The sequence below is a fragment of the Halorubrum luteum genome (assembly GCF_054652935.1).
This window is the reverse complement of record NZ_BAAIGT010000002.1, coordinates 578,118-595,671: the sequence shown is the minus strand read 5'-3', so window position 1 is coordinate 595,671 and position 17,554 is coordinate 578,118. Positions and strand designations below refer to the sequence as shown.

General features: G+C 59.8%; 17 protein-coding genes and 1 tRNA gene. 8 read left to right on the top strand and 10 right to left on the bottom strand.

All coding sequences use genetic code 11. From position 1 onward, the window contains the following. Positions 1-19 precede the first annotated feature (19 nt). Positions 20-1,129 carry an AI-2E family transporter gene (locus ACYQ0R_RS02930; protein WP_459820845.1) on the top strand — a complete coding sequence of 370 codons (1,110 nt, stop codon included), beginning with the start codon at positions 20-22 and terminating at the stop codon, positions 1,127-1,129. A gap of 17 nt (positions 1,130-1,146) precedes the next feature. Here the strand turns inward: ACYQ0R_RS02930 and ACYQ0R_RS02925 are convergent, their stop codons facing one another. Further along, positions 1,147-1,968, bottom strand: a complete 822-nt coding sequence (locus ACYQ0R_RS02925) for an HD domain-containing protein (protein WP_459820844.1) — start codon at positions 1,966-1,968, stop codon at positions 1,147-1,149. Between the two features lie 153 nt (positions 1,969-2,121). Continuing rightward, a complete protein-coding gene (locus ACYQ0R_RS02920; RefSeq protein ID WP_459820843.1) occupies positions 2,122-2,982 on the bottom strand; it encodes a hypothetical protein in 861 nt (286 codons plus the stop codon). Positions 2,983-3,434: 452 nt separating this feature from the next. On the opposite strand from ACYQ0R_RS02920, the gene ACYQ0R_RS02915 reads away from it, so the two are divergent. Beyond that, positions 3,435-4,526: an iron-sulfur cluster assembly protein gene (locus ACYQ0R_RS02915; protein WP_459820842.1), complete on the top strand. Its 1,092-nt coding sequence runs from the start codon at positions 3,435-3,437 to the stop codon at positions 4,524-4,526. 43 nt (positions 4,527-4,569) lie between these two features. On the opposite strand, the gene ACYQ0R_RS02910 is transcribed toward ACYQ0R_RS02915, so the two are convergent. Then, a complete protein-coding gene (locus tag ACYQ0R_RS02910) occupies positions 4,570-4,938 on the bottom strand; it encodes a DUF7522 family protein (RefSeq protein ID WP_459820841.1) in 369 nt (122 codons plus the stop codon). Between the two features lie 124 nt (positions 4,939-5,062). On the opposite strand from ACYQ0R_RS02910, the gene ACYQ0R_RS02905 reads away from it, so the two are divergent. The 4 genes from ACYQ0R_RS02905 (at position 5,063) to speB (ending at position 8,832) form a co-directional block, all read left to right on the top strand. Further along, positions 5,063-5,668, top strand: a complete 606-nt coding sequence (locus tag ACYQ0R_RS02905) for a GNAT family N-acetyltransferase (RefSeq protein WP_459820840.1) — start codon at positions 5,063-5,065, stop codon at positions 5,666-5,668. 63 nt (positions 5,669-5,731) lie between these two features. Beyond that, entirely contained in the window at positions 5,732-7,498 is a 1,767-nt protein-coding gene (locus tag ACYQ0R_RS02900; RefSeq protein WP_459820839.1) for a thiamine pyrophosphate-binding protein, read from the top strand. A 131-nt stretch (positions 7,499-7,629) separates the two neighbouring features. Then, positions 7,630-8,007: a translation initiation factor IF-5A gene (locus tag ACYQ0R_RS02895; protein WP_459820838.1), complete on the top strand. Its 378-nt coding sequence runs from the start codon at positions 7,630-7,632 to the stop codon at positions 8,005-8,007. A gap of 3 nt (positions 8,008-8,010) precedes the next feature. Beyond that, complete coding sequence (gene speB, locus ACYQ0R_RS02890) at positions 8,011-8,832, top strand: agmatinase (RefSeq protein WP_459820837.1); 822 nt, start codon at positions 8,011-8,013, stop codon at positions 8,830-8,832. A 23-nt stretch (positions 8,833-8,855) separates the two neighbouring features. On the opposite strand, the gene ACYQ0R_RS02885 is transcribed toward speB, so the two are convergent. Together ACYQ0R_RS02885 and ACYQ0R_RS02880 are read right to left on the bottom strand one after the other, a co-directional pair. After that, positions 8,856-9,122 carry a hypothetical protein gene (locus ACYQ0R_RS02885; protein ID WP_459820836.1) on the bottom strand — a complete coding sequence of 89 codons (267 nt, stop codon included), beginning with the start codon at positions 9,120-9,122 and terminating at the stop codon, positions 8,856-8,858. 63 nt (positions 9,123-9,185) lie between these two features. Then, positions 9,186-10,745, bottom strand: a complete 1,560-nt coding sequence (locus ACYQ0R_RS02880) for an amidohydrolase (RefSeq protein WP_459820835.1) — start codon at positions 10,743-10,745, stop codon at positions 9,186-9,188. A gap of 229 nt (positions 10,746-10,974) precedes the next feature. On the opposite strand from ACYQ0R_RS02880, the gene ACYQ0R_RS02875 reads away from it, so the two are divergent. Both ACYQ0R_RS02875 and ACYQ0R_RS02870 read left to right on the top strand, forming a co-directional pair. Continuing rightward, the gene (locus tag ACYQ0R_RS02875; protein ID WP_459820834.1) at positions 10,975-11,640 is read left to right on the top strand and encodes a DUF7114 family protein; all 666 of its coding nucleotides are present in this window, start codon (positions 10,975-10,977) and stop codon (positions 11,638-11,640) included. 105 nt (positions 11,641-11,745) lie between these two features. Then, positions 11,746-11,817, top strand: a tRNA-Thr gene (locus ACYQ0R_RS02870). 145 nt (positions 11,818-11,962) lie between these two features. Here the strand turns inward: ACYQ0R_RS02870 and ACYQ0R_RS02865 are convergent. The 5 genes from ACYQ0R_RS02865 to ACYQ0R_RS02845 all read right to left on the bottom strand — a co-directional run bounded on the left by ACYQ0R_RS02865 (position 11,963) and on the right by ACYQ0R_RS02845 (position 17,492). Beyond that, positions 11,963-12,577 carry a hypothetical protein gene (locus tag ACYQ0R_RS02865; RefSeq protein WP_459820833.1) on the bottom strand — a complete coding sequence of 205 codons (615 nt, stop codon included), beginning with the start codon at positions 12,575-12,577 and terminating at the stop codon, positions 11,963-11,965. A 62-nt stretch (positions 12,578-12,639) separates the two neighbouring features. Beyond that, positions 12,640-14,094 carry an IS66 family transposase gene (tnpC, locus tag ACYQ0R_RS02860; protein WP_459820832.1) on the bottom strand — a complete coding sequence of 485 codons (1,455 nt, stop codon included), beginning with the start codon at positions 14,092-14,094 and terminating at the stop codon, positions 12,640-12,642. Positions 14,095-14,196: 102 nt separating this feature from the next. Continuing rightward, on the bottom strand, positions 14,197-15,693 hold the full coding sequence (locus ACYQ0R_RS02855) for a tripartite tricarboxylate transporter permease (protein ID WP_459820831.1): 1,497 nt from the start codon (positions 15,691-15,693) through the stop codon (positions 14,197-14,199). After that, entirely contained in the window at positions 15,693-16,268 is a 576-nt protein-coding gene (locus ACYQ0R_RS02850; protein ID WP_459820830.1) for a tripartite tricarboxylate transporter TctB family protein, read from the bottom strand. The genes ACYQ0R_RS02855 and ACYQ0R_RS02850 overlap by 1 nt, the downstream gene beginning before the upstream one ends. Positions 16,269-16,451: 183 nt before the next feature. After that, the gene (locus tag ACYQ0R_RS02845; protein ID WP_459820829.1) at positions 16,452-17,492 is read right to left on the bottom strand and encodes a Bug family tripartite tricarboxylate transporter substrate binding protein; all 1,041 of its coding nucleotides are present in this window, start codon (positions 17,490-17,492) and stop codon (positions 16,452-16,454) included. Between the last annotated feature and the right edge of the window lie 62 nt (positions 17,493-17,554).

Genomic DNA, 17,554 nt, shown 5'->3' with positions numbered 1-17,554 from the left:
GCCACCAAGACGGGCCTTCATGGACGAGAAGCGTTTCGTCATCGCCCTCTTCGGACTGGCAGTCGCCGGAATCACCGGCTACATCGCCTACCGATTCGTCGCCCCGCTGACGGTCGCGGTGTTCCTGTACTACTCCACGCGACGGTTCTACCACGGCCTCGAACGGTTCCGGCTCCCCGCACGGATCCGCGCGGCGGCCGCCATCTCGCTCATCGGCGTCCCGCTGATCGGGCTGTTGAGCTACACGGTCGTGCTGATCGTACTCGAGGCGCGACGCTTCATCGACCAGTATCCCGTAGCCGAGACGGTGGGTGCCGAGGAGGCGTGGATCCAGGGGTTGGCGGATCTCACTGACCCCACGTTCGAAGGCCTGATCGAGACGTATCGCTCCGGCGACTTCGACCCGCTCATCGAACTCCTCGCCGAGCACGCGGCGCTTTTGACGAACACGGTGACCGGGTTCGCGCTCAACGCACTCATCGCCGTGATCGTTACCTACTACCTGCTTCTCGACGGCTCACGCTTCCACGACTGGCTGCTCTCGTTCGACGACGAGGCTATCGTCAGGGAGTATTTAGAAGCGGCCGACGCGGAGCTCGAGGCCGTCCTCTACGGGAATCTGCTCAACGTCATCGCCATCTCGCTCATCGCGGTCGTGACGTACACCGCGTACAATCTCGCCGTCCCGACTGCAGCACAGGTTCCGTATCCCGCGCTTGCGGGTGCGCTCACCGGGATCGCGAGTCTGATCCCGGTCGTCGGCATGAAAGTCGTCTACTTCCCGCTGGCGGCGGCCGCGGCGACGCCGATCGTCCTCGATAACGAACTCGGACTACTCGTGTACGTCGCGGGCTTTCTCGCGGTCGTGGTCGTGGTCGTCGATACGATTCCGGATATCGTTCTCCGGCCGTACTTCAGCGGCAAAACCACCCACGTCGGGCTGCTGATGTTGGCGTACGTGTTCGGCCCGGTCGTCTTCGGCTTTCACGGGCTCTTTCTCGCGCCGATCGTGTTGGTGATCGCGCTCACGTTCGCCGACACGGCGCTGCCGCGACTACTCGGAGTCGACCGCGAGAGCGACACCCGGCGCGTGCCGCCGGCTCAGCGCCGACTCGACGAGTTTCGCTGACGACGCGAGCAAGGCGGCTACAGCTCGATCCGCTCGACGATCGAGTCGTCCCCGTTCTCCTTGCTGTTGATGGCGACGATACGAACCTCCTGTTCGAGCAGGGAGCCGTCGACCTTGGCTTTGAGAAGCGAGTCGACCTGATACACGCCCGCGGCGTTCAACATCCTGATCTCCACGCTGACCGGCGATCGCTCGCCTTCACACAGGAGGACCTGCTCTATCGCCTGCGAGGAGACGGTGTTGATCCCGCGTCCTCCCTTCTCGTAGGGTACCCGCGAGCGACCGCGCTCCATGTCGAGTCCGTCGGCGATCCGGATGACGCCCGCCTCGCGGGTGAGGGGTTGTTCTTCGGTGTGATGACAGAGGATCGCGTGTAACACCTCCGACTTTATCCGGACTCGCTTGGCCGTGTCGTAGAACTCCTCGAGCAGCCGATCGAGGATGTCCGCCGCCAGCGGCAGCGAGTAGTACGAGTGGTCGTCGCGGTGAACGACGTGGCCGATGTCGTGCAGCGTCGCCGCCAGCGCGATGATCACCGGCTCGTCGGCCTCGTCCAGCCCCTGATCGCGTGCGCCGTTAAACTCGACGCCGCCGCGTTTCAACAGTTCGTACAGACGAAGTGCGCGGTCACGGACGATCTCGATGTGTTTCGTTCCGTGGTCGTTGTACCCCTTCCGAGTGACCGCGTTCACGTTCTGCGCCTCCAGATACGTCGTGATCTCCTCGTCGGCCGTGATCGACTCTAAGACGGCGTTGAGCCGCTCGTCGGGAAACGGGTGGTCCGCGCTCGGATCGTACTCGCGACGTTCGACGTGCGCATCGTCCGCTGGTTCGGTCATCGTGCCGCGAGGACGCGTGCCGGACGTAAAAACGTGCGCCGTCGGTGCCGGAATGTGACTCGCGTGGTGGCCTCACTCGGGGGCGGTGTAGCCTCACTCGGGCCGGTGTAGCCTCACTCGGGCCGGTGTAGCCTCACTCGGGCCGGTGTAGCCTCACTCGGGCCGGTGTATCTTCCCCTCGCGCGCATCGGCATCCTTGCGGCGGAGCGCGGCTGCGGCGTTGCTGGCGTCGTAGCCGAACAGGACGTCTTTCGCGTACGTCTCGGCGACTTCGGTCGCGTGGATCAGCTCGTCGACGTCGACGTCGACGGCGTACAGCTCCAAGGAGAACGGGGTGTCCGGGGGTGCGCCGTGGACGTCGTAGTCGCCGCCGAGCAGCGACCGAAACCCGCGAGCGATGGATTCGAGCCAGTAGGTGGTTCCGTACGCCGTATCGTACACGGGGACGACGAACTCGTCGACGTGCTCCGTGAGGCGATCGATGTCGAGTCCCGACCGTTCACACAGGTGGCCGGGGTACGGGTCGGGGTACAGCGTCAGCAGCGTGCGTCCGGGGATCCGGTCGCTGGCGTCGGCGACGAACTCGGTGATGACGTCGGCTCGCCACGCGGTGCGGTCGTCGTGGTCGCTCTCCGTAAACAGCCGTTCACAGCGGTCGCAGCGGCAGAACCCCTCCCGCGGAAACCCGACATCGTCGAGTCGGACGTCGTCTGCCTCCGCGGCGCAGTCCTCGATGATCTCGAGGAGCCCCCGTCGGTACTCGGGATGGGTCGGACAGATGTACGCCCAGTCGAAGTACTCGCGATCGCGTGTCGCGGGCTCGCCGCGCTCGTCGACCGGAACGAGCTCCGGGTTCTCGCCCGCGGCCGCGTTGTCCCCGAAACACGACACCATGTTCACGGCGTTCGGAAGCGGTGCCGCGGCCCGTCCCGTGACGTCTTTCACCTCGTAGAAGCCGACGTCGAACGGATCCATCTCCACCTCGTCGGCGTTGCGCGTGACGACCCCGTACATACGAGCCGCTAGGGAGGTAGACGGGTAAAAATTCGGGTGTTGCGGATCGACTCTGCTCGGTGTACAAGCGGTACAAGGCGACTGCCCCGGGGCTTGACCCCGGGGTGCGTTCACGTGCTCCGCTACTCGACTTCGACCGGCTGTTTGTCACCGGCAAACAGGAAGTACGCGACGACGACGAGCGCCAGTACGACGACGAGTTTCGCTTTCGTGCTCATATCGGATCATGTGCTCGGAACCGGCTAAAATCTACCGACCAACTTCGGTCGCGCACCTGGATCCGTCCACCTCGTTCGTGCGGTTCGTTCGACTCGTTCGTGCAGTCGCTCCGACATGCTCTCAGCGGGCACCCTCGACCCGCTTCCCTCCGACGATCTTCATCTTTTAACATTCTGGATATTGGAGCCGAACGGGGATACGGACGGAAGACAAGATGTTCGTATTGACCACCCATGTCAGACGCGCCACAGCCCCCGACTGCAGGGTGTCGGATCTCCGACCCTCGGGTCACGGACGGGATCGGGCCCCCGACGTGTGACGAACTGTACGCCCAGCTTCGAACGGTCGACGACCCCGTCCTCGGCGACGACATCGTGTCGCTCGGGCTCGTCGACGACGTGAGCGTCGACCGCGACCTGATCGTCGTCGAGATGGGGTTGTACGCACCGTACGCGCCGAACGAAAGACGGATCGTCGAGGATGTCCACGAGGCGTTGCGCTTCTTCGACCGGGAGATCGTTACGGTCGTTGGGACACGCGGACGGGCACGTGCCCGGCGTGGGCGACTTCCGAGCATCAGAAACGTCGTTCCGTTCGTTGGTCGCGGGGGTGCGGTCGACGTCTCGACGGTGACGGTCAACGTGGCGTTCGCGCTCTCCCGGATCGGTGCCCGCGTCGGCGTGCTCGCACTGGGTGACGGGGTCAGCGACGACGTGGCGGACGGAGCCGTGACGGACGCCTCGGTCACGTCGGGGACGCCGGCGACGGTGTACGGCGTGTCAGTCGCGAGGGCGTCGACGATCGAGCGGGCTGCACGCGACATCGAATGGGGCGGGCTGGACTACCTGTTCGTCGCCGTCCAGTCCGACGAAAGCGAACTCCGAACCGCGCGTTCCGACCGTCTCTCGACGACGGGCCCGGTCGTGGTCGCGGCGTCAACGAGATCGGCCCGGGAATCGCAACCGGTGTCCTCGGAATCGAGTACGTCGACCGCGAACGGATGGGAACGCCCCGACCGAGCGGATGGATGGGTGCGGCCGCCGCTCGGCGTCATCGAGATGTCGAACGGTACGGGTTGTGAGGAGACGGACCGGCGCGTCGAGCATCTCGGCGGTGAGCGACTCACCGATGGGTCGAAGCTTCCCGTGTTCGGTCACATCCCTGATCTGGCAGCTATCGATACGGAGTACGGGACGCCGGTCGTCTGGGCCGACCACGAGTTCTCGACGATGTTCGACTCGCTTGCGTCGGGCATTGCGGATGCGATAGGTGCACGCGCGCGCAGAGCACACGGTAATCGGGTCCGAAGCGGCGGCGATCACTAGCCGTTCGCTCCGAACCGGCCGTCACTCGTCCTCGAACCGACGCTCACTCCCACTCGAAAAGCAGCGACGTCACCGCAGCCGCCGGATCGATCCCGTCAGCATCGGCCGAGATCACCACGCTTCCGTCCGTTTCACCGTCGACGGGGAGGTGTACGACGGCGACCTCGTCGTAGATCCTGATCCCGGTGCGATACGCTCCGAACGGCGTTCGCTGGCCACCGGACTCGACGACCGAAGAGAGCACTCCAGCTTTTCGCTCCAGCGTGTCCGGATCCGCGTCCGCCTCCACGTCGTCCCGAAAGAACAGCGGTTCGACGCCCTCGTCGGTCGAGACGACGATCGCACGAAGCGAATCCGGCTGCCGGTCAAGCAGCTCTTGGACCGGACGGGGAAGTGTTTCAGTCGATGTCATCGGAGTAGTCCTCGTTCCGGACACGCGAGTACGCTGGGCTGTATTATGCTCTTTTTTACTGTCGATTCTCAGAAACTGATACCGCGACTCGGTACATAAGTTCCGGGCTCTCCAACGATCGCGTATGAGCGACCCGACCGGCGTGGGGTGTGACGGCTGGAACAGCTCCGAATGCGTGGGCACGGAGCACTGTCCCCCTCGCTGTCCTCGGTTCGTCGACAAACACGGCGCGCGATGGACGCTCCGTCCGGCACGCGACGGGGATCGTGACCGACTCGACGAGATGTACGAGGCGTTCGGTGTTCGCGACCGCGCTCAGGGCGTGCCGCCGGCGGTCGACCACCGTCGTCGGTCGTGGATCGACACGCTGCTTTCGGACGGCACCAACGTAGTCGCGGCTGGTCGGGACCGGCTCGTGGGGCACGTGGTGTACACGGCGACCGACGATCCGCGACCGGAGCTCGCGGTGTTCGTCCATCCGGAGTTTCAGGGGCGGGGGATCGGAACGGAGCTGTGTCGGCACGCAGTCGCGGCAGCGTCGGAACACGGCAGGAAGGCGCTCGAACTCCACGTCGAGGCTTCGAACCGTACCGCCCTTTCGGTGTATCGCCGGATCGGGTTCACCGTGGTCGACCGCGACGGCGACATCCGCATGGAGCTCCCGCTCGAAGAGCCGGTGACGGAAGCGGTTCGTCTGCCGCCCGCGAAGCGCCGAGCTCCGTCGCCCTGACCGCCCGCTCACGGGGAACGCCACGGCCGAAGCTTTCAACATCGTGTCCGGCAAGCGCCGACTATGGATGACACGGATCCGGAAACGAGTGTCGACAGCGCCGAACACCGGCATCTTGACGGTCACGAGCGCCCCTCCGTCGCCGAGGCGGTTGTCGACCGTCTTCTTGACGCCGGGATCGACACGGTGTTCGGGATTCCCGGTAAGCAGACGCTTCCGTTGAATCGGGCGCTTGCCGACCGTGACGCGGAGTTCATCGTTGCTCGTCACGAGACGGCCGTCACCCACCAGGCATGGGGGTACGCCGAGACGAGCCAGCCGGGAGCGATGGCCGCGACGGTGGTCGTGCCGGGCCCGGGCGACATGAACGCGATGAACGGACTGAAGAACGCGCTCAACGACGCAGTCCCGATGGTCCACCTCGCGGTCGAAACAGAACGTGACGTTCGCGGCGGGGACGGGATCCACGAGACACCGCCGGAGACGTACGACACCGTGGTGAAAAGGAACGTTCTGGTCGAGTCGCCGGCGGGCGCAGTCGCCGCCGTGAGCGAGGCGATCCGGACCGCTCGCGAACACCCGCAGGGACCGGTTCGGATCGGTATCCCGAAGGACGTGCTCGCGAGCCGGACGCCGCAGGCGGCTCCCGCCGAGCGATCCGTGCGGACGCCCCCCACCCCCTCGGCGTCTGCCGTGACCCGAGCAAGCGAGCTGCTGTCCGTGGCGGAGACCCCTGTCGTGCTCGCCGGTGGCGGCGTTCGACGATCGGGCGCGACCGAGCGACTTCGTCGCGTGGCCGAGCACCTCGACGCCCCGGTGGTCACGACGTATAAGGGAAAGGGGTCGATTCCGGAGTCGCATCCGCTGTCCGCCGGCGTGCTCTGTGGCGGGGCAAGCTCCGAGCTTCGCGGACTGCTCGCGGCGTCGGACGTGGGACTCGTCGTCGGCTCCGACCTCGACGCGGTCGCGACGTCGACGTGGTCCGTGGCGCTCCCCGAGTCGCTGATCCACGTGACGCTCGAGGCCGACGACATCGGGTTCGGCTACGACACCGACCTCGGTGTCGTCTCCGACGCCGACCGATTCCTGTCGGCGCTTCTCGACGAGCTGCCGAGCGGACGCCCCGACCCGGACGTCGAGCGCTCCGACCCGGACGACGGGCACGCCTCGACGGACGGCGTATCCCGGGCACGTTCGGTTCGGGTGGCGGACCGCGAGCGGTTCGAGGCGCTCGCGGCAGACCGCGACGCTGACACACCCCTGCGGTCCGTCGAAGTCGTTCGGGAGGTTCGGTCGGTCATCCCCGACGAGGCGATCGTCACGGCCGACGCGGGCGGATTCAGAATCTGGACGCTCGTGGCGTTCGAGGCGATGGGGCCGCGGTCGTACGTCAATCCGGGCTCGTGGGCGACGATGGGGACCGGCGTTCCGTCCGCGATCGGGGCTGCGCTCGCGAATTCCGACCGACCGATCGTGGCGCTCACCGGCGACGGCGGACTCATGATGTGTGTCCACGAACTCCACACGTTGGCGACCGAGAGACTCGACGTCACGGTCGTCGCCCTGAACAACGACGACTACGCGATCATCAGCGAGGAGGCCGAGCGGTCGTACGGATTCGAGACCGGTGCGTACGGCTGGGATGAGTCGGGACTCAACCTCGTCGCGGTCGCTGAGGGGATGGGCGTTTCCGGTGAGCGCGTCCGTGACCGCGACGAGCTCGGTGATGCGGTCGCTGCCGCCGTCGCCCATGACGGCCCCGCCCTCGTCGAGGTGATCACGGATCCCAACGAGCCGCAGGCGAGCGAGTGGATGACACCGTCCGAGTGAGCTGCCGGGACGAGCGCGGGTGGCTCGGCGAGCGCTACCGGATCCCCGACCGGTCGGCGTCTCCGACGACATCGTTTCTCCTCCGACGACGTTCCAAACCGTTTATACCTGCCCCGCGGGAAAACGGTGATATGCCGCGAGAGCAGAAGCAGGTTCGCGAACTACAGGAGGGAAGCTACGTCATGATGGACGACGCCCCCTGCAAGATCAACCACTACAGCACCGCCAAACCCGGGAAACACGGGAGTGCGAAGGCCCGGATCGAGGGGAAGGGCGTGTTCGACGACAGGAAACGCTCGCTCTCGCAACCGGTCGACGCGAAGGTGTGGGTGCCGATCATCCAACGGAAACAGGGACAGGTCGTCTCCGTCTCCGGAAACGACGCACAGGTGATGGACTTGGACACGTACGAGACGTTTACCATGCGCATCCCCGAGGAAGAGGAGTTCTCCTCGGACGACAACATCGAGTACCTCGAGTACGAGGGTCAGCGAAAAGTCGTCGGATAGTCGATGTTTCCGGGAGCGACGGCGGACCGCGCGGCTGCTTCCTACGTGGTCGTCGGCGCTCCGCTCGACGCCACGACCACGTTTCAGCCGGGTACCCGGTTCGGGCCGGACCGGATCCGGCGGTTTTCACGCACGTACGACGACTACGACCACCGGACGGAGACGTTCTTCTCCGAACTCGGCGTCCACGACGCCGGTGACGTCCATCCGTGGGACGACGTGCCGGCGTATCTCGATCATCTCGCCGCGGAGGTCCGGAGCATCGTCCTCGACGACGCCGTTCCACTCCTCGTCGGTGGAGAACACACGATCACGTACGCCGGCGTCGAGGCGACTGCTCCCGACGTTCTCGTCGTCTGTGACGCGCACCTCGACCTCAGGGAGGAGTACGACGGCAATCGGTGGAATCACGCCTGCGTGACTCGACGCGCGCTCGATGTCGTCGACCGCGTCGTCGTCGTGGGGGCACGGACCGGCTCCCCGGCGGAGTGGGAACGAGTTGCCGACGCGGACGTGGAGGTCGTCGCGCCGGGGGACGCTCACGGCTGGCTCGACGGGCTCGACGCCGACACGTTCGCCGGGGAGTCCGTGTACTGCTCCGTCGATGTTGACGGTCTCGACCCGGGGTTTGCTCCCGGAACTGGGACGATGGAGCCGTTCGGACTATCGCCTCGGGAGGTCCGTGATCTGGTGCGGACGGTCGCACCCCACGCGGACGGCTTCGACGTCGTGGAGGTGAACGACCGCGACGACGGACAGGCCGCCGCAGTCGCCGGAAAACTTCTCAGGGAGTTCGTTCGACATCGGGCGGCGGTAGCCGGTTGAGACCGGCGGGCCGGTGATCGTACTCACTGTGGGTCGGATCGAGCCAGCTCCGCGAGCCGCCGCCGTGCAGCCGATACCGCCTCCATCGAATCGATCCACTCGCCGGGGTTCGTACACCAGATACGGTCGCCCTCGACGCTGACACAGAATATCGACTCCGACGACGGCGACAGCACCACGTCGTCGACGTCGGACCGATCGCCGAGGTGCGCGTCGATCAGCCGCCGTGCCGTTTCAGCTTCGGTCCAGAGGCGCTTACCCGTCGCGTACTCGACCGCTATCTCTGCCATACGCGCACGTTGGAACTACATGATTAATAACTACTGTATTGTGGCAGTGCTTGCGAGCTACGGTCACCGACCGTCGTAGACGATCTCCCCGCCGACCACGGTCATCGACACGTCGATCTCTCGGATTCGCTCCGGGTGCTCCCACGGAGACTCCGCGAGAGCGACGAGGTCAGCGTCCGTTCCGGTCTCGATCGTTCCACGTCGGTCCTCGTCGAAGCCGGCGTACGCCGCGCCGGTCGTGTACGCCTCGATCGCTTCGCTCACCGTGAGTCGCTGGGACTCGTCCGGCGCGTTGACGGCGTGATGCACGCCGAGCAGAGGGTCCATCGGCATGCCGTCGGAGCCGAACGCGAGCTTGACGCCCGCATCGAGCATGTCTCGGAAGCGGTTCGTCTCCGTCCGGCGGTCGTCGAGTCGCGAGTCGTACAATCCCCCCTCGTCGGCCCACTTGTGGAAGTTCGGCTGCACGCTCGCAACGACGCCCATATCGGCGATACGGTCGATCGCCTCGTCGGTGGCGAGCTCGACGTGTTCGATCCGATGCCGGGCGTCGCCCGGGTCGTCGACTGCGGCACGATCGTAGGCGTCGAGTACGGCGTCGACCGCCTCGTCGCCGATCGCATGGGCGGTGAACTGGAACCCGTTCGTGGTTGCGTCCGTAACCATGTTCCGCAGCTCGTCCGGAGCGACCACCCACCGACCGGTTTCGTCGGGTCGGTCCGCATACGGTTCGGAGAGCTTCGCTGTGTGACCACCGATCGTTCCGTCGGTGTACGACTTGATCGCTCCGGTTTCGACGAGCTCGGAGCCGGCGTTCGTTCGGAGCCCGACCTCGTTCAACGCGTCGAGGTGGTCGCTCCAGTAGTTGAGCCGGACCCGTGCGGTGAGCTCACCCTCGCGGTCGAGGTCGCGGTACACGCCGGGTGCCTCCGAGCCTCGAACCATATCGTGGAATCCGGTGACTCCCTTCCGCGCACAGTCCGCGAGCGCGGCCTCGACGAGCTCCCGAGTGTTCCGACGACCGGGCTCGACGGCCTCGTAGATCGGGTCGATCGCCGTCTCCAGCAGAACGCCCGTCGGTTCGCCGCTCTCGTCGGTCGGCACGGTTCCGTCCGGTTCCGCGGCGAGGGCGTCCGCGAACCGATCGAGAACGACGGAGTCCACCGTGGCGACGTGCATGTCCTCTCGGAACGCCGCAACCGGACGGTCGGTGGGGACGCGGTCGAGGTCCGCACGCGTCAGATAGCGCTCGTCCTCCCAGGTCGACTCGTCGTAGCCGTAGCCGAGCACCCACGCGTCCCGTGTCTCCTCCAGCTCCGCCGCGCGGTCGGTCAACAGATCGACCGCCGCTTCGGGGGAGTCGGCGGCCGAGAGATCCGCGTGCACGAGGTATCGGCCCACGGTCGTCAGGTGCGTGTGTGCGTCGATAAACCCCGGCAGCAACACCCGACCGTCGAGGTCGACGACATCGGTGTCGACGCCGGCGAGAAACGTGACGTCGTACGTCGACCCGACGCGGACGATCCGACCGTCCCGAACCGCGACCGCCTCGTACGTCTCGTCGGGACCCGTTACCGTGTGGACCTCGGCGTTCACGAACACCGTGTCCGCGGCTTCACTCATATCTCTCGTCGCGGCCGGAGCGCGGTTAACCGTTCGGGAATCGGTCGTCGTGCAGGGTCGGTGGCGGCGGTTGTCGTTCGGCTGCTCGTCGCTCGGGCGAGAGTCGGGATCGGACCCGATTGTCGCCCCCGATCGTTGCCTCCGATCGTCGCCGTCACGGCTGCGGATCGTGGGTGATCCCTCCGTCGTTTCCAAAGGTCTTTGCCCCTGCCGGCGCTACGCTGACGTAATGGACGATGCCGCGCGGGCGCGTGAGGCCGCACGCGATGCGCTCGTGGATGTCGAACCCGAGCAACTGCGTGCAGCCATCGACGAGCGACTGCTTGACGCGGCGGTGACACCCGGCGTCCTGTCGCTCGTCACCGCCCGTGCTCTCGAAGCGACCGTACCGACCGAGCAGGTGGTCGACCGTGCTGCCGGAGTGCAGCTGATATACGAGGGGCTCCGGCTCACCCGCCGGCTAGCACACGAGGAGCCGTGGGCGACCGCCGCAACTCACGACGCCGACATCGACGCGGACATGGAGATGCTCGCCGCCGACGTGCTCGTCTCCCGCGGATTCTCGCTTCTGGCGTGTACCGACGCCGCGGCAGCCGCCGTCGACGTCGTCCGTGCGTTCGGTCGCGACCAGACGATCCGGAGTCGGGAAACCGTCGACCCCGAAACGGCCACGGCGCTCGACCGCAACCTGGAGGTCGACGCGCTCGAGCTCGCCGTGATCGCCGGCACCACCGCGGTCGGCGGCGACCCCCCCGAGGAGCTGTTGGCGTACGCTCGCGAGCTCGCGGCCGACTACGGTGGGGAGTTCCCGCCGCCGGGTCGAGCGCTCCCCGAGACGACCGCCGATCGAATCGCCGACATCTCGGAGCGGACCGTGAGCGCGACCGATCGATAACTCCGTTACGGGACGCCGTCTCTTCCCGTCGCTGGCGTGCGTATTCGTCTCGTGACGGACCCGGATCGAAACCCCTAAAGTCGGCTCCGGTCAACGAACGAACGCGCCTGGGTAGCTTAGCGGTAAAGCGCGTCCTTGGTAAGGACGAGAGCCCGGGTTCAAATCCCGGCCTAGGCTTATAACATTTCCTTCAAATCCTAGAACGACATTCAGTTACCGACTCTCCGTACATTGTTCTCCGACATTCTCCGTTGTATAATATTTCTGTCTTGTTTGACGATCTCTTGTACAGAGCGGTCTTTGTTCAACAGATCATCCAGATTCAATTCAAGTCATTACTTTCGATGTAAGTGGCTGAGATTCTGGCTGCGACTCTGTATATGTCTAATAGTAGTGTTGAGGCTAGTTTGTAGTCGTTTGCACCGTATCTGATTTGTCCGTGTGCTACACGATTTCTAATGTTTTGGCCTGAGGTGTTGGTATATCTGTACTGAAGATATTTTCCGAAGTTCAGACTGACATCTTCTTCGATCAGTCCGAACAAGCCACCTAACCCTTTTTGCTGGTAGACGTTTCCTTGGTTTTTGGTTGGTGCTTTACCCATCTCTTCGTAGACGTTTGCTGTAACACTCTCTAACCGAGGTATTGCCAAGTGAATTGCTTCGGCGTATTTTTCTTCGAAAAAGTTGATGAGCGCGTCTGTGAGGAACGCTTCATCATGTATCGAGATTCCCGGAATTAGTGAGAGCACGGTGTAGAAATCAGCTTCAAATAACAGATTTTCGTCGATAAGACGTTGAAGAGCTACGGCCAACGTATGATTTGCAACTCTCATACTCCCGATGTAACCGGACGGTGCTCGTTCACCATCTTGTTCAATTCCTGGTTCGAAACCTACAGAATCGCCTTCTGGTGAAATCACGTTACGGGACATCATATTAGCTGCCGGGTAGTTGGATAGCAAGACAAAGATACACCGCACAGTGATGCCTCTCGTCCTTACCGAAGTTCTCTCCCACCCAGAATTGACTGGAGCTGTTCAGGTGGATCAAGTCCTCGTCGTTTCCACGTCGCCAACATCGTTGTTATTGTCTCGTGAATCTGGACCCCTTCTGCCGAACGCAGGGTCCGAAACATCTTCCGAAGGACTACTTGCTCGCGCAGAGCCCGCTCTGCGCGATTATTCGTTGAATCAACACCCCGTTCGGTCACGAACGTCAGCCAGTGACCCAAGCCATTGCTGATCTTCTTGATCAGCTGCTGAACCTCTTGGGCCTCGTAACCTTCCCTCACCAGGCCCTCCAAGTGTAAGGATGCTTCCGCCCGCTTCTGCTCGCGGGCGGAAGCGGACGGATCTCCTTCGACGAACGTCGTTAGATCGTCGTGGAGTGCGTGCAACTCTTCAGACAGCCGCTCTGCTTCCTCGTACCGTTCAGCGACGTACTCAGCCTCCCGCAACAGGTGCGCCCAGCACCGCTGCAGTTTCGTGTGATAACTCGAATACGCCGACCAGCCGTCACAACTGAGCGTCGAGTCCTCGGCGAATTCCTCGCCGAGGACGTCTTCTAAGACTCCACTTCCTCGGCTTTCATCAACCCAAAACAGCACTTCGTCATCAGTGACGAACGTCCACGCCCAGTGTTGTTCTCCATCGACCGGAAAGCCTGTTTCATCGCAGTAGACGACCTCACTCTCCCGAATCTTCTCTTTGACATCCTCGTAAGCGGGTCGCAGACCGGCTGCGACCCGCTTAGTCAAGTTGTAGATCGTCCGGTGAGAGATCGGAAGGTCGAAGTCCCAGTCAAACAGCTCGGCCTGTTTCCGGTTCGGCAGTCGTTGATGGAACCGACCGAGAGCGGTTTGGGCCATGATATTTGGCCCAAACCGCCCCTTTTCGGGACAGTCAGGATGCTCAGCAACAACCTCGTTACCACAAGAACAGTGGTGTTTGCCGAGCTTGTACTCGGTAACAGTGGTTGGAACAGGAAGCGGTACGTCAATAATAGTCCGTGAAACGTAGCTATCAGGGCTAGAGAGGATTTGCTCACAGTCTGGACAGAATCCCTGATCAACGAGGATCGTCTCTTCTGGTTCAGGTGCTGTTCGAGTTGTTCCCTCGTGACCTTCGCTGCGTCCAGGCGATGAGTCGCTGGCGGCGTCAGAGTCGCCGCCAGCGTCGTCTTCATCAGGTTCTTGGTCTTCGTCCTCGGTTTGGTCGTCATCGCCTGGTGAATTAGCCGCACCACCCTGTCTACTGGGTGGTGTGTTTGGATTTTCGTACTGCTTGAGGCGAGCCTCAAGCTGTTCGATCTTCTGTTGTTGTGCAGTAATCTGGCGTCGCAGCAGCTGGTTCTCAAGCTTCTTGACTACGAGCTGCTGGCGGAGTAGCGAACTGTCGTCGGTGCGGATCACGGAATCTGTCGATTCCGTTGATCCGCGACTCCCCAGCGACACAGTAATTCAGCAGTAGTGAACGATCTATGAGACTGCTACGAAATCGTCTCGACATGGAACTGCTATCCAACTACTCCCATGATAATCAGGAGATTATAAATATCATCTAAGATAGTTATCGACTTTGTTTAGTGCAATTCTAATATAAGGTCCTCCAACAATGAGGAAGATAATAACAACCAAAAATAGCGGTAACGGTTCTGAGACAAATATCATGGGGGACCCGTCAGAAATCCTTAGTGCTCGTGCTAAGTTTTCTTCGGCAATAGGGCCTAGGACAATTCCTAAAATGAATGCTATTATCGAATAATTATGGACCTTCATAAAGTAACCGATGAAGCCTAAAATACCGATCGCAAACACATCTATCCAGTTATAATTGAGGGTGAAGCCACCCATCATAGCTAGCCCTATTACTAATGGTATAATTATTGCGGTGTCTATTTTCGTTATGTACCCTAGATATACAATAAAAACTATCCCTCCTACTAGTATAAGCAATCCGGCGATAATTAGCGCTATGTATACTGCATAGGTAATTTGAAGATTATCCGCGAAGAGATCAGGACCTGGTTGCAACCCGTGCATTATTAGTCCACCCAATAACACGGCTGTAGATGCACTTCCTGGGATCCCGAATGACATCGTCGGGATCAATGAGCCTCCAACTGTACCATTATTGGCAGCTTCAGATGCGACTAGACCTTCTGGATTACCGGATCCGAAAGAATCGGCATTTTCGGAAGAGCGCATTGCTTCTGTATATGATATGAAGTTCGAGACAGACGCTCCTGCACCCGGAACAGATCCGATAAATCCACCAATACTAGCAGATTTTACTAATAGTATTGGTCTTGAGATTACTTCCCGTATTCCTTTGGTTCGACTGCCTTTTAGTTTGGAGGTACCACTCGCAATACCACCAGACTGTCCTGCTAATGCAATCATTTCACCGATAGCAAAGATACCAATCAATGCAGCGACGAAGTCGAGACCATCATAGAGACCTGGTACTCCAAACGTGAAACGGTGAGTAGGCGCTGCCGGTGCCATTCCAATAGTCGTAAGTGCTAATCCAAAAAAGCCTGCAGTCAACCCTTTTACCATTGAACCCCGGCTTACAACAGTAATCATTGCTAAACCTAATAAAGCAATTAAAAAGTATTCCACAGTACCAATTATTAGTACAACCTCTATTAATAGAGGGGACAGCAGTATTAATAATACAAACACAAGTATTCCCCCTAGAGATGAGGCCGTAGCCGAAAGTGCCAGAGCAGTTATTGCCGATCCTTGCTTTGCCATTGGGTACCCATCAAATGTAGATGCCGCTGCGGATGCTGTTCCTGGAACGTTAAGCAATATTGCGGCTATTGCCCCGCCGTACATACCCCCACCATAGATCGTTGTGAGGAATATTATTGCATCTGCGCTGTTGAGGGGTAATGTGAGTGGAAGAACAATTGCCATTCCTAAGGTAGGCCCAATACCAGGAGCTGCTCCTAATATAGTTCCAATTATTAGTCCAAGGACTAGCCAGAACGGTGTTGGCCAACTTAACACAATGCCTAATGCATTGCTTAGTGGCTCTACAACCATTAGCCCATCACCCACTCATGAACCATTCCAATATCAAATCGAACGTAGACTAATTCCATGAATAGATAGGGTATTATGAATCCAGCAATAGTGAGTGGAATTATTATTTTCCAAGGCTGCTTGAACCAGTATAAGTAGATTCCTATCATTATGGGAGTTATCCATAAAAAGCCAAACATATAACTAAGAGTTGGATAGGTTATGATAGTTGCCGACACAACAATTTTATCATCCACCCCATAGCGAGTGGAAGAACCATTTTCTTGCTCATCCAACGCAGGTTCTTGATTTTCTATTTCATCGTCTAGCTCTCCATCACTAATGTCCTTAGGAGAATCAAGTAATTCGATTCCACTTGGTAATTTATTTCGGAAGCCACTGGGCATATATTCCTGAAGGAACAAAAAAGTGGACCCGAGTAAAACAGCTGCTCCTGTATATTTGGGAAATGTGGCCACAGACCCTGGAGATAAAGAAAAGGATTTAATGAACATATATCCTCCAATGGCCCCCATTAAGGTTAGTAGCGCCTTCTCTGATAGGTCTTTTTGGTGATTTTCCCTATGCTCAGTCATTGCTGATTACCTGGATATTGGTTGTTGACCAGTATGAACTATTCGTGAAAACTGTACGCCCGTCCACACGGAAATTTAAACTTTCCATTCTGCTTAAACCACAATTCTGCTGTTAACTTTCCATTCTGCTTAAACCACAATTCTGCTGTTAATTGGTCCTCTATTTGATTTATTCAATATTTATTAATCACCAACAACACGTTCTCTGAAGTCGTCCATATCTAACCGTTCAGGCATTTCTTCAACAGGTCCCTGAAGCGCATCATCCGCTACGTCTGGTCCACCATATTCAATGGCAGTACCGCTCTCTTCTGCCCATTCTTGGTAATCTGGATCTTGTAGGGCCTCTTCTACTGCTTCTGTTAAAAATTCAATTTTATCTTGCTCAACCCCTTCTGGGAAAAACATACATCGAGATAGACGTGACGCCCATGTTAACGAGTCCTCAATCTGGTCGTACTCATAGGAAGATGGAACATCAGGGAGGATAGGTGAAGGCGGGTCAGGTTCGGATGGCCCCGTTGCTATGGGATCAATATCACCGGAATCAATAAACCCTCGAGCAGCGTCTGCTGTAGCGATACCGGCTGGTACTTCTCCACTAGCTATTGCTTCAGCCGTAGGGCCACCTCCGTCATATGGTATGAATTCATCGTATTCAAGGCCAAAGTCGTTGAGTATTTCAGCTGTGATGTGGGTACTACCTCCTAAACTATCTCCTGCAAAGAGTTCAAATTCGCCACTTTCATACCTACTAAAAAGATCATCTAAATCTTCAACATCATGGTCGGCATGAGCATGAATTACTTGTGCCGAATAAGTGTACATCGCGATTCCCTGGAGCGAAGTGATATCGAATCCAGGATCGTCTACAACTGCCGTTGAGACTGTTCCCGGTGGATTAAAGCCACCAAAAGTATAACCATCAGGATCTGCTCGCACTAGTTCTTCAGTTCCCCTCATAGACCCACCTCCAGGAATGTTGTCGATCTCAATGTCTTGTCCAATTACATCGGACAAGGCAGGGGCAAGCTGGCGCATTATTGTGTCCGTTCCACCGCCTTGACTGAAGGGGATAATGAACCGCAATGGTTGATTAGGATACTCACCTTCCCCACCACCGCCGAGACATCCAGCCAAGCCGACCGCTGCACCTGCTGCTGAAGTCTTCAAGAATTGTCGCCGTTTCCTACTCACTACTGTGAGGTTGTCTTTCTCTGTCATCCTTCATCCCAACAGTATGATTTATCATTTATAAAGATTTCGTTATCGACACTTATTCGATT